Genomic DNA, 13,485 nt, shown 5'->3' with positions numbered 1-13,485 from the left:
AATAATCATCCTTTCAATTATTGAGCAACAACAACCATTGCTGGTCTTAATGTGCGATCTTTATATAAATATCCCTTTTGTAGAACCTGAACGACGTGATCTTTTTGACCATCAGATTCAGCTGCAACAGTCTGAACTGCTTGATGTAAGTTCGGATCAAACTGTGCTTTTTCAGCATCAATCTCGCTAATTCCATGATCCTTCATGGCTTTAACAAGCGCATCCAAAGTCATTTGAACACCCTTTTTAAGTTGACGAGAAGCCTCATCATCTACCTTAGTTTCCAATGCTCTTTCTAAGTTATCCATCGCTGGTAAAATATCTTTAGCTAAGGATTGTGATTCATACTTAATCAATTGAGCACGTTCATTGTTGTAGCGATTTTGCATATTCTGCATTTCCGCTTGACTACGAAGGTACTTGTCTTCTAGTTCTTTTTGTTCTTCTTTTAATTCTGCTAATTCTGTTTCAAGCTTTTTTGAAGTCTCAGGCTTCTTACTTTTATCTGTAGTATTAGCCTTTGTATCAGACTTTTTTTCTTCAGCTTTAGTTTGATCTTTGTTTAGATCTTTTTCACTAGCATATTTTTCTTTACTCACGGCTAACCTCCTTTATTTGAATCTACCATAATACTCAAGTAGTTTCTTAGCAAGTTCATTTCTAAAATATTCCAAAAGACCAATTACTTGCGAATATGGCATATTGTTAGGACCAAGTAAAGCAATTACGCCTTTACCATGTGAACCAACACTATATTCCGCAGTGAGCAGACTATAGTCCTTAAGTAAATCACTTGGCAAATCTGAACCCAAACTAACACGAATTGGATACTTACCACTGTCTGAGTTCATACATTGATCAACCATATCCGAAATCAAATCATTGTGATCAATTAACTCATAAACGGAGCGTAAACTTGAAACATCATCCAAAGAAGTATTATTAAGTAAATTAATCTGACCATCAACATACATTTGCTCACTTGTAGCGTCTTTAATGACGTCTTCAACCAACTCAAGTAAATCACTTGCATGAGAATCAGCAAGTTTCTTACCCAAAGTTCGATTAAGCAAAGATGATGTAACTTCATTTAGCGTTTTGCCAATTAACTCATCGTTAATCATTCGGACTGCTTTTTCAATTTCATCACCACTGATGTTACGTGGCAAGTTATAAACTTGATTGTGAACATCACCATCACTAGTAACTAAAATTGCCATCACTTGTCTATTAACTAAGGAGACAATTCTAAAACCAGTTATTGTAATATCATTGTTTTCTGGCCCTTCTGCAAAGGCTGTGTAATTAGTCAAATCAGATAAAATCTTTGCTGCTTCTTGAACAATTTCATTAACCTGATGAAAAGGTTGATCAAGTTGACTAACAATTCTCTTGTAAACAGAGGATGGTATCTTAAGTGGCTCAAGCAAGTTGTCTAAATAGTACCGATAACCGTCCATTGACGGAATTCGTCCACTTGAAAGATGTGTTTTCTCAAGAAGACCTTTATCTTCAAGTGCAGCCATTTCATTTCGAATTGTCGCACTTGAGACTTTCATCGGTAACTGATTCATCACTGTTTTTGAGCCAACAGGATCATGCGTCTGAGTAAAATCATTAATAATTGTTTTTAAAATTAATTCTTGACGTTCGGTCAACATAAATATCGCCCTCACTTTTAGCACTCATACTTTTTTGGTGCTAACAATTATTATGATACTAGCTTTTAGCAGAATGTCAAGTTGAGTGCTAATTTTTTCGCAATTAATTTTAACTTGAATTACTGTTTAAATAAAATTAACTTTGCTGAGCAAAATAAGCCTTAATTTCGTTCTCGTCTGCTTCCATTTGTTTTTTCAAATCATCCAAATTGGCAAATTTAATCTCACCACGTGTATACTTGTACCATTTAATAGTCATTTTTTTGCCATAGGCCTCTTCATCAAAGCCAAATAAATTTGATTCAATTAAAACTTTTTTTCCATCGCCGATAGTTACATTGTATCCAACACTAGTCATTGAATCATACCAATGCCCATCAATCTTTGTTTTTGTGGCATAAACACCAATTTTTGGAATAACCTTATTATCTTGCCAAACCAAATTAGCAGTTGGAAAACCGAGCTTATGCCCGTTGCGCAAACCATGACCAATTTTTCCAGACATCATATATGGAAAGCCAAGAAGTTCATTAGCTAGTTCCATGTCACCATTAACAATGGCTTTTTTTATTTCAGTAGAACCAATTTTTTGTCCACCATATGACTGCTGTGGCACATTGACGATATCGAATCTGCCTTTAGCAAACTTAGGGAAATTTTCCATATTTGCTACGTCTTTTGGACCATACGTATAATCAAATCCAGCTACGACTGTATCTGTTTCAAGTTTTACAATAATTTCATCAATAAATTGTTGAGCACTTAACTTACAAAAAGCATCACTAAAGTGCATTACCAAAAGATAATCGACATTCAATTTTTCCATTTTGTATGCTTTTTCATCTAAGCTATCGATATAGCTAACATCTGCTCCTTGATAAACTGACTTGGGATGACGGTCAAATGTCATCACTGCAAGAGGAAGCTTTTTCTCAGTTGCTTTTTCTCTAGCAGTTCTAATTAAATGTTGATGACCACGATGTACACCATCAAAAAAGCCCAAAGCAAGCACAATCTTAGTAGGGAAAATATTCTCCTTAATTGGATAAGTTAAATGGATAATTTGCACAATAAAGCCTTCATTTCATCTTACTGGTTTTGTAATAGCATTAAAAACGGATGATACATGTGGTCATCCTTTTCGTATATTGCTTTAATGCTATTATTGTACCTTAACGCAACTTTTTTTGCATTCGTTTTCAAAACTATTGCATTACCATTTTTCACCTTAAACCATTGCTGATCATTCAAGTTGATACTTTCATAATCCTTGAAAAAGGCATCAATTGGTTGAATAAAATCGGCAATCTTTTCTGGTGCATTAATTACTTCATCCAATTTAACTGCTTGGCTCAAATCAAAACCTGAGCTAGCAGTTCTTCTCAATGATTCCATAACTGCAGGAACATTCAATTCAGTTTTAAGATCGTTGACCAAAGATCTCACGTAAGTGCCCTTACTACATTCAATCTGAAAATCAAAAGTTTCTTCACCTTTTTTCTTATCAAAGGTTGGATCATTTTTAATATCATATTGATAAACTTGTACCTGCCGCTTTGGCCGCTCTACTTCAATACCAGCACGAGCGTATTCATATAAATGCTTCCCATTAACGCGGACAGCAGAATAAATTGGCGGAACCTGTTCAATTTCTCCCACAAAACTTTGCATTGCTTGTTGGATGGTTTCCTTTGAAATTGGAGCTGTGATCCTTTCACTTTCCAAAACTGTCCCACTCACATCATAACTATCAGTTGCATAACCAATAATTCCTGTGCCCTCATACTTTTTATTCTGTGTGTGCATTAATTCAATCAGCTTAGTAGCTTGACCAATTGCAATTGGCAATACACCGGTCACATCTGGATCTAGAGTGCCAGCATGACCAATTTTTCTGATATGTAATGCTTTTCGCAAATGATAGACAACATCAGCACTTGTCATGCCTTTATCTTTATCAATTACTAAAATTCCGTTTATCATATTTTCCTATTCCATAAAAAAAGCGCTCGCAAGCGCTTCTTAATTAATTATTGCGATCCTCATCTTGCTTCTTTACTTCAGCAATTAAACGGTCAATTTTACTACCATATTTAACTGAATTATCGCGTTTAAAAATCAGCTCAGGGACTTTATAGACTGTCAGCACTTGTCCTAACAAGTGTCTCATCATCCCTTTTGCTTTTTCTAAACCAGCTGCAGCTTCCTCTTCCTTTTTAGCACTTTCAGAGAGAATACTGTAATAAATAGTTGCATATGATAAATCATTAGTACATTCAACTGCTGTAATTGTAACATCACTTACACGCGGATCACGAATATTTTTCCGCAAAATTTTAGTTAATTCACGGAGGATTTCTCCTTCAACACGACCTACTCTGTGTTTCATGTTTTCCTCCTAGTTAAACTAGTTGTTAGGCTTTACCTCTTGTTGCTCAACGGCTTCAAGTTCATCGCCTACTTTAATATCATTGTAGCCTTCTATGGTTAAACCACAATCAAATCCTTGCTTAACAATTTTGGCATCATCTTTAAAGCGTTTCAGAGAAGCTACTTTACCTGAGTAAATAACCACGCCATCACGTATTAAGTTGACATCAGCATCACGAGAAACGTAACCTGAATCAACAAATGCACCGGCAATTGTACCAACCTTTGAAACCTTCCAAGTTTCACGAACAGTTAGATTACCAACAACCTTGTCTTCGTATGTTGGTTCAAGCATACCCTGCATAGCGGCCTTAACATCATCAATTGCTTTATAGATAATACTGTACAAACGAATATCAACACCATCAGCTTCGGCCTGTGATTTGGCAGTTGCCGTTGGACGAACATTGAACCCAATGATAAATGCGTTAGAAGCTCCAGCAAGTGTAACGTCTGATTCATTAACAGCACCTACACCTGCGTGAATGATATTGACGCGCACGCCTTCAACTTCAATCTTTTCAAGTGATTGTTGTAATGCTTCTGCTGAACCTTGAACATCGGCCTTCAAAACGACGTCAACTTCCTTCATGTTCTCTTTCTTCATTGTATCAAACAAGTTGTCAAGAGTAACATGTTGAACGTTTTCACGTGATTGTTGCAATGCCTGTTGTGCTCTCTGTTCACCAACACTACGAGCAGTCTTTTCATCTTCAAAGACAACAAGCTTATCAGCTGATTCAGGAACATCGTTCAATCCAGTGATTTCAACTGGCATTGACGGCGTTGCTTTTTCTACTTGACGACCACGGTCATTTGTCATTACACGAACACGACCAAAGCGGTTACCGACAACAATTGGATCACCTGTACGCAAAGTTCCTTGTTGAACAAGAACATCGGCTACAGGACCACGACCACGAGATAAACGTGCTTCAATTACAGTACCAATTGCCATTTGTGTGGAGTCAGCCTTTAATTCCATCATATCAGCCTGTAATAAAATCATCTGCAACAATTCATCAACATTTTCACCAGTTTTAGCAGAAATGTTAACAAAAATTGTGTCGCCACCATAATCTTCAGGAATTAAATTATATTTCATTAACTGTTCAGTAACGTGTTGTGGATTGGCACCTGGGGCATCCATCTTGTTAATGGCTACAATAATAGGAACCTTAGCACTTTTAGCATGGTCAATGGCCTCAATAGTCTGTGGCATTACACCATCATCTGCAGCAACAACTAAGATAACAATATCAGTTACTTCAGCACCACGTTCACGCATGTTTGAGAATGCAGCGTGTCCTGGGGTATCCAAAAATGTGATTGGTTTGTTATCAATTCTAACTTGATAAGCACCAATCTTCTGCGTGATACCACCTGCTTCATGGTCAGTAACATGAGTATGACGCAAACGATCAAGTAAAGTTGTCTTACCATGATCAACGTGACCCATGATTGTAACAACTGGTGGACGCTTGTGTTGATGTTTCGACTCTTTAGAAGCTTCCATCCGCTTACTGTAAAGGTTATCGATATCAGCTATATCTTCATGTACCTTCTCTTCAGCATCGATACCATATTCTGCAGCAATTAATTCAATTGCATCTTTGTCTAACGATTGATTTTGGTTGGTCATCACACCAAGCATGAACAGCTTTTTAACAATTTCAGCAGGTTCACGGTGTAAGATTTTACCCAAATCTTGGGCATTCATTCCTACTTCGTATACTAGAGTTTCTGGTAATGGACGCTCTTTTCTTTGAGTTGGCTGCTTTTTAGGCGCTTGCTCAACCTGATGCTTCTTGTTCTTGCTTTTGCGCTTCTCTTGACGTTTTGAGAAACCATTGCTGTTATTGCCAAATGATTGATTTTTACCCTTACGTCCTGGTTTTCCTGCATTGCGAGAATTATGGCTGTTACCGCGTCTTTTTTCGTCTTTAGCAGGTTCAGGAGCTGCAGCGTTGTCAATTTTCCTAACTTGATCAGAAGAAGTTTCTTGATTTTGCTTCAATCTGGCTGGTGATGGTTTAATGATTTTTGGACCGATTACTGTAGACGTTGTTTTCTCCACCTTAGTTACTTTTGAAACAGTAGATTCTGTTTTTTCAGTTGATTTCTTTTCTTCTTTTGTACTATCAGGCTTATTTATATCTTTATGATATGACTCGCGCGCTTTTTCTGTCTGCTTGTTTAATGAACTTTGTTCAACTCTTTGCTTTTGTTTCAACTGTTTAAGCAAATCTTGAGCAGCTGGTTTGGTAACTTTTTGCGCATGATTTTGATTGGTAGCTTGCTTAGAACGGTCTTGACTTTGTTGACTACGGTTATTCGCCTTACGATTATTGCTACGTCGAGAGCCATTAGTATTTTTGGCTTCTTCGTGATTCTTTTCGTTTTTACGAATTGAAGTGACAGAAATTTTGATTTTACTGCTCTTTTTATTGGCTTGCTTCTCTTGCTTTTTAGCGGGAGCGGGGTTGCTAAAACTACCCTTCAATTGATTCACCTGAGAATCTTCTAGTGATGACATATGATTTTTTACATCAAAGCCAAGGTCTTTTGCCTTTTTGACCACGTCTTTATTATCGATGCCTAAATCTTTTGCAATTTCATAAATTCTTTTCTTAGTCATCAAATCACACTCCTTTATGTATTTTTTGTATTAGTGCTTTACCAAAACCTGTATCAGTAATTCCCAATACTTTTCGGTTTTTGCCTACCGCATGTGATATTTCATCGCTGCTAAAATCATCTATTACTGTTACGTCATTTTGCTTAGCAGCTCTAGTGACTTTTTCGCAGGTGTCTGCATGACTGTCATTAGCCAAAATAACTACTTTTACTTTTTTCGACTTTAGTGAAGCAAGAACGATATCTACACCAGAAACCAGTTTTCCAGCTCGCTCACATAGTCCAAGTAAATTTAATGCTTTTGTTCTATTTTGCAAATTTATTTATCACCAAACAATTCTTTTCTTGCCTTTTGATGATCAACGTAAGAATAGAGTTCTTCGTAAAAGGACTCAGGAACCTTTGTACCTAAGCTTTTATCTAATAACCCTTTTTCTTGGGCAAATTTTATTTTGCTTGGATCTAAAGATACGTATGCACCTCTGCCTGGTTTTTTCCCAGTAGGATCAACCGAAATGTTTTTTTCCTTATCAATTACAACACGGACTAATTCTTTTTTCGGTTGCATACTATTTGTTAATAGATCTTTGCGCATTGGAATTTTTCTTTTTTTCAAAAGAACTCACCCCTCGCTTTATTCTTGATCAGCCTCTTCGCCGCTATCTGCAGAGTCTTCAATTTCAACATCATCTTGATCAACAGCTTCAGACGAAATATCTTCATCTATGCCGTCAGCAACTGAATCAACAATTTCCTCTGTTTCAACTTCAGCATTTTCTTGGTTAGCTTCAGTTGTGTTTTCATCAACAAATTCAACTTCAGATTCTGGTCTAATGTCAATCTTGTAACCAGTTAATCTAGCAGCTAATCTGACGTTTTGACCTTTTTTACCAATGGCAAGTGACAATTGATAATCAGGAACGATCACAAGTGCACTCTTTTCGTCTTCTTCATTACCAAACTGAACAGCAATAACTTCTGCTGGATTTAACGCATTGGCAATAAAATCTGAAGGATCATCTTCATATTTGACAACGTCAATATTTTCGCCGCCTAGTTCGTTAACAACGTTTTGCACACGAGCACCACGTTGACCAACACAGGTACCAACTGGATCAATATTAGGGTCGTTAGATTTTACCGCAATTTTTGTTCGATCGCCAGCCTCACGAGCTATTGAAACTATCTCAACAGTCCCATCATAAATTTCAGGAACTTCTTGTTCAAATAGACGTTTAACCATGTCTGGAGCAGTACGTGAAACCGTAATTTGTGCTCCCTTGGTGTCTGAGCCAACATGAGTTACCAAAACACGTATCTGATCTTGCGGATTATAATTTTCATTTGGCATTTGATCATTACGTGGCATAACAGCTTCGACATTACCAATTTTAACATAAACGAAGCGATTATCACGCCTTTCCACGGTACCAGTAATCAACTCATCTTCATATTGTGAATATTCATCAATAATATGATTTCTTTCCGCTTCACGTAAATGTTGCATAATAACTTGCTTGGCAGTCTGTGCAGCAATTCGGCCAAAATTCTTTGGCGCAACTTCAAAGCGGATTTTATCTCCAACTTCATAAGCCTTATTAATTGTCAAAGCATCTTTTAAGCTGATTTCAAGTCGGTCATCGTGAACTTCGTCGACAACTTCCTTTTCAGTCATTAACTTAAAATCGCCTTTACGTTCATCAAATTCAACTACTACATTAGTTGCTTGATTATAGTTTTTCTTATAGGCTGCAACAAGTGCTGCTTCGATAGCCTCAACAATCACATCTTGTTTTATACCTTTGGTTTTTTCTAGAGTCGCAAAGGCCTCTAGCATTTCTTTAGACATAAGTTTTTAATCAGCCTTTCTAAAATTCGATTGCAAAACGAATATTTGCAATCAACTTCCGGGGAATAGTTAACTGTTTCCGCCTTGTTTTTACCCTTACTTCAAGTTCGATTTCTTCGTCATTAAAGGCTTTCAGAGTACCTTCATATTCTTTTTCGCCCTCAATTTTTTGGTAAAGGCCGACATGAATATAGTTATTAAGCGCCTTTTGCCAATCTTTTTCAGTTTTGATAGGACGCTCAATTCCAGGAGATGATAATTCTAAAACATATGGATCAGGAAAAGGATCTGGTGTGATTTCGTCGAGCTTTTCGGAAATCAATTCGCTAAGGCCAGCAATTTCATCCATATCAATTCCATTTTCGCGATCAACATATATTCTTAAATAATTTTGACCTTTTTCTTTAACATATTCAATATCAACAAATTCATCATTGCGCTTTTCAATGATTGGTTTGATTTCTGCAAGTACAGAATCTTCAACTTTCGCCAAGTACTTTCCTCCGTAATAAAAAGAGTGAGCAAAACTTGCTCACTCCGAATCATTTATTCGAACTTCTTCTAGAAGTATACCATATTTATATTCTTGCTGCAAAAAATTAAAAAAGTGATAACTGGTTCTGGTCTGGCATCCCTTCCAAGACCTCATTTTCTTCCAGATAATCCATAATTGTTTGCGAAACCTTACCTCTTTTGGCCAAATCCTCTTTTGATAGGAATTCTTGCTCTGCTCTAGCTGCAACAATTTGCTTAGCTGCATTATTTCCTAAGCCAGGAACGGCATTAAATGGGGCTAAAATAGTATGTTGATCAATAATTTTGAAGTTTGTCGCTTCTGACTCATTGATGTCAACCATCCTAATTTTTATACCTCGCTCTAAACATTCATTAGCGATTTCTAAAACAGTTAGTAAACTTTTATCTTTAGCAGAAGCGTCATTTCCTTTTTCCTGAATGTCTGCCATAGCTTTTTTCACAGTATTTTTACCGTGACTCATTGCTACCAGATCAAACAAATCAGCACGAACAGAAAAGTATGCAGTGTAGTATATTTCCGGATAGTAAACCTTAAACCAAGCAATCCGTAAAGCCATTAAGATATAGGCTGTTGCATGTGCCTTAGGGAACATGTATTTAATTTTCAAACAAGATTCAATATACCAGTCTGGAATTTTATCATTTTGCTTCAAAACTTCCATGTCTTCATCACTAATTCCGCGACCATGACGAACAGATTCCATTGTTGAGAAAGCAACCTCTGGTTTCACACCCCAGTGGATAAGGTCCATCATAATGTTGTCACGACAACCAATCACGTCTTTCAACTTGCAGGTACCGTTATTAATCAGCTCTTCTGCATTGCCGAGCCAAACATCAGTACCATGCGAAAGTCCAGAAATTTGAAGTAGTTCAGAAAAAGTGGTTGGTTTAGTTTCCTCAAGCATTCCGCGGACAAATCTAGTTCCAAATTCTGGGACACCCAAAGTACCAGTTTTAGATTGAATTTGTTCTGGCGTGACACCCAAGATATCCGGACTTGAAAATAATGACATGACGCCAGGATCATCCGGTGGAATTGTCAGCGGATCAACACCGGATAAATCTTGCAGCATTCTGATCATCGTCGGATCATCATGACCTAAGATATCGAATTTTAAAATGTTATCGTGGATTGAATGAAAATCAAAATGCGTCGTTTTCCATGCAGCGTCCACATCATCGGCAGGATATTGGACTGGTGTAAAGTCGTAAATGTCCATATCATCAGGCACAACAACGATACCAGCAGGGTGCTGCCCCGTAGTCCTTTTTACCCCACTGACTCCGGCAGCCAAACGATCAAGTTCAGCTTTTCTTAAGTTCAGTTCTTTTTCTTCATCATAGTGTTTCGCATAACCATAAGCAGTTTTATCAGCCACAGTCGCAATAGTACCAGCACGATATGAATTACCTGGCCCAAACATAACCCGAATAAAGTTATGAGCAACAGGTTGATAGTCACCTGAGAAGTTCAAATCGATATCAGGAACTTTGTCTCCATGGAAGCCTAAGAAAGTAGCAAACGGAATATCCTGACCATCTTTCACCAAGTCTGCCCCGCACTCAGGACATTTTTTATCAGGAAGGTCATAACCTGAGCCATATTCACCATTTTCAAAAAATTGCGAATATTTACATTTTGGACATCGATAATGAGGTGCAAGTGGATTTACTTCAGTAATTCCAGACATAGTAGCGACCAGACTAGAACCAACAGATCCACGAGACCCAACCAAGTAGCCATCCTTATTTGACTTGGCAACAAGACGTTGTGAAATCAGGTAAATGACTGCATAACCGTTTGAAATAATCGAATTTAGTTCCATATCCAAACGGTCCTGAACAATTTTAGGAAGAGGATTACCATAAAGCTCGTAAGCCTTATCGTAAGTCAATTTTTTCATTTCCTCATCTGAATTTTCAATATGAGGTGGATATAAACCGTCTTTAATTGGAGCAATTTCTTCAACCGATTCTGCAATTTTGTTTGGATTAGTAATAACAATTTCTTTTGCAACATCTTCACCTAGGAAACTGAATGCATCAAGCATCTCCTGTGTAGTATAAAAATGTAAATCAGGTTGCTTTTTATTGCGGTCTGGATTACTACGCTGTGCTGAAATCAAAATTGTTCTATAAATTGCATCGTGCTCTTCAACATAATGTGCATCTCCCGTTGCAACAACAGGTTTATTTAATTCTTTTCCTAACTTGTATATGTTAGTTAATATTTCTTCTAATTCAGCCTCATCAGCAATTAAATGGTCCTCAATTAACTGGGAATAGTTTGCTGGTGGCTGAACTTCTAAATAATCATAGAATTTAGCTTTTTCACGAGCTTCATCATAGCCCTTTTGCATCATTGCAACAAAAACTTCACCCTCTGAGCAACCGGAACCAAATAACAATCCTTCATGATTATCAGTTAAATCAGATTTAGGGGTACGCGGAATGCGGTAAAAGTACTTTGTATTAGCAATTGAAACTAGCCGATACATGTTCTTCAAGCCAGCCTGGTTCTTAGCCAAAATAGTCATATGCTGCGGGCGAGCTCTTTTGAAAACTTGTCCATGAGCCGCATAATCATTCATCTTGCCCATATCATCTTCACCATATTTTTTGGTAAAGGCTTCAAGTAGTTTGAACATTAAATAGCCAGTTGCTTCCGCATCTTGGTTAGCACGATGGTGATGCTCAAGAACAACGTTGTATTTTTTAGCTAAAGAATCTAGAGTATGTCTCGTTTGCTCAGGATGAAGTAAACGGGATACCTCTAGTGTATCTACTACTGGTTGTGTGATTTCTTGCAACCCTGCTCTTTTTAGCGCAGCATTTACAAATCCCACATCGAATTGAACATTGTGTCCGCACAATGGTCGGTCACCATAAAAATCTTGGAACTGCTTAATGACGACTGCCTCATCATCAGCAGCACTCACCATTTCATCAGTAATTGAAGTTAGATTGATTGTTTGTTCGCTTAGCGCATGATGAGGATTAATGAACTTGTCAAAGCGTTCAAGTACCTCGCCATCCTTCATTTTGACTGCACCAATTTCGATAATTGTGTCGTAAACTGATGACAAACCAGTTGTTTCAACATCGAAGATAACAAACTCTCTATTTTCATATTTCATTGGTGCCGGATTAAGAACAAGCATGGCGTGGTCATCAATCATATTTGCTTCAACACCATAAACGATCTTAACACCGTTCTTTTTGCCGGCATTATATGCTTCAGGAAAGGCTTGTACATCAGCGTGATCTGTAATTGCAATTGCTTTTTGACCAAACTTTTTAGCAGCTAAAACAAAATCGGTGGCAGTGTTTGTTGCATCTAACTGACTCATATTAGTATGAAGGTGAAGCTCAGCGCGCTTTTCATCACCCTCATATTTTTCTTGTCTTCCAACATGCTCAACTGCTTCAAAACTGTTAATGTTGAATACGACATCATGACTCCATTGGTCTTCTGCAGCAGAACCCTGCATTTTAGCCCAAGTTCCTGGTTTTAAAGCTTTAATTGATTCCAATTGATCTTTATCTGAAATAAACTTTTTAAAGGAAATTGAATCACTATAGTCAGTTATTTCTCCAGTAAAGATGATTGTACCGGTTTTTAACTCTTTACTATCTGTATTAAAAATGTTTCCTTCTATAACAACATTTCTTGTACCATCAATAACATCCTTAATTTGAGTAATTGGTAAGCTTTCATCTAATTTTCGATTGCCATAGTGCGTCTTTTTAGTCTGGTAAGTAGTTTGCTTTGGTCTTTCCTTGACCGGCGCAGCTTCGTATACTTCCTGCATACTTTGCTCATGTTGTTCTTGCAGTTGCTGCAAACTCTCTAAATTGCTTAGTGAATTGGCATCATCAACTTCAGTAACAAACTTTAAATTGAAGAAACCATAATCGCGCATTTCTTCTGCAAGTTGGTCCAGCATCTTTTGTTCAATAAGGCCATCAACTACCAAGTTATCTACCGGAATAATCCAACGCCCATTTTCTTTTTTTGGTTTATGACTAGAAATAAATTCGCGCGCAACTGGCTGTAAAATATCAGAATTTTGAACGGCGTACTTCCAGTAATCAGTTAAATAGTCATCAAGTCCATCTTGAGTAGATACAAAAAGCCTGGTTTTAACAAAAGATGAAAAATTTGCTTCTATTGCTTTATTTAAAGCATCATATGTTTCAAATTTAAGCGGAGTAGCAAAAAGAACATGGATATCCCATCTATGTTCTTTAGCATATACATCCACGTTCTTAATTTCACCTTTTCTTAATAAGGCATTGTCTTCAAATTGATTTGGAAAATGAATTTGTTCTAACAGTCTTAAGAAAAGTTCGTTTTTATTAGCCACA

11 protein-coding genes are annotated in these 13,485 nt (G+C 37.2%); all 11 read right to left on the bottom strand.

Features of this window, described 5'->3' with window-relative positions:
- Positions 1–17: 17 nt before the first annotated feature.
- On the bottom strand, positions 18–599 hold the full coding sequence (gene grpE / locus H3T48_RS03585) for a nucleotide exchange factor GrpE (RefSeq protein ID WP_198188538.1): 582 nt from the start codon (positions 597–599) through the stop codon (positions 18–20).
- 12 nt (positions 600–611) lie between these two features.
- A complete protein-coding gene (gene hrcA / locus H3T48_RS03580) occupies positions 612–1,661 on the bottom strand; it encodes a heat-inducible transcriptional repressor HrcA (RefSeq protein ID WP_198188536.1) in 1,050 nt (349 codons plus the stop codon).
- A 136-nt stretch (positions 1,662–1,797) separates the two neighbouring features.
- Entirely contained in the window at positions 1,798–2,730 is a 933-nt protein-coding gene (gene ribF, locus H3T48_RS03575; protein WP_187157999.1) for a riboflavin biosynthesis protein RibF, read from the bottom strand.
- Between the two features lie 20 nt (positions 2,731–2,750).
- Positions 2,751–3,644 (bottom strand): tRNA pseudouridine(55) synthase TruB, encoded by an 894-nt coding sequence (gene truB / locus H3T48_RS03570; RefSeq protein ID WP_198188534.1) that lies wholly within the window; start codon positions 3,642–3,644, stop codon positions 2,751–2,753.
- Positions 3,645–3,687: 43 nt separating this feature from the next.
- Complete coding sequence (locus tag H3T48_RS03565; RefSeq protein WP_122035325.1) at positions 3,688–4,050, bottom strand: ribosome-binding factor A; 363 nt, start codon at positions 4,048–4,050, stop codon at positions 3,688–3,690.
- An 18-nt stretch (positions 4,051–4,068) separates the two neighbouring features.
- Complete coding sequence (gene infB / locus H3T48_RS03560; RefSeq protein ID WP_198188533.1) at positions 4,069–6,729, bottom strand: translation initiation factor IF-2; 2,661 nt, start codon at positions 6,727–6,729, stop codon at positions 4,069–4,071.
- A gap of 4 nt (positions 6,730–6,733) precedes the next feature.
- Positions 6,734–7,045, bottom strand: coding sequence for a ribosomal L7Ae/L30e/S12e/Gadd45 family protein (locus tag H3T48_RS03555; RefSeq protein ID WP_074425229.1), 312 nt, complete (start codon positions 7,043–7,045; stop codon positions 6,734–6,736).
- A 2-nt stretch (positions 7,046–7,047) separates the two neighbouring features.
- Entirely contained in the window at positions 7,048–7,344 is a 297-nt protein-coding gene (rnpM, locus tag H3T48_RS03550; RefSeq protein WP_101138666.1) for an RNase P modulator RnpM, read from the bottom strand.
- An 18-nt stretch (positions 7,345–7,362) separates the two neighbouring features.
- A complete protein-coding gene (gene nusA, locus H3T48_RS03545; protein ID WP_198188532.1) occupies positions 7,363–8,577 on the bottom strand; it encodes a transcription termination factor NusA in 1,215 nt (404 codons plus the stop codon).
- A gap of 19 nt (positions 8,578–8,596) precedes the next feature.
- On the bottom strand, positions 8,597–9,070 hold the full coding sequence (gene rimP / locus H3T48_RS03540; protein WP_198188531.1) for a ribosome maturation factor RimP: 474 nt from the start codon (positions 9,068–9,070) through the stop codon (positions 8,597–8,599).
- A 106-nt stretch (positions 9,071–9,176) separates the two neighbouring features.
- The gene (locus tag H3T48_RS03535; protein WP_198188529.1) at positions 9,177–13,484 is read right to left on the bottom strand and encodes a PolC-type DNA polymerase III; all 4,308 of its coding nucleotides are present in this window, start codon (positions 13,482–13,484) and stop codon (positions 9,177–9,179) included.
- Between the last annotated feature and the right edge of the window lies 1 nt (position 13,485).

The sequence above is a fragment of the Lactobacillus sp. M0403 genome (assembly GCF_016101265.1).
Classification (GTDB): Bacteria; Bacillota; Bacilli; order Lactobacillales; family Lactobacillaceae; genus Lactobacillus; species Lactobacillus apis.
The sequence above is the reverse complement of the archived record's forward strand: the minus strand, read 5'-3'. Positions and strand labels throughout refer to the sequence as shown.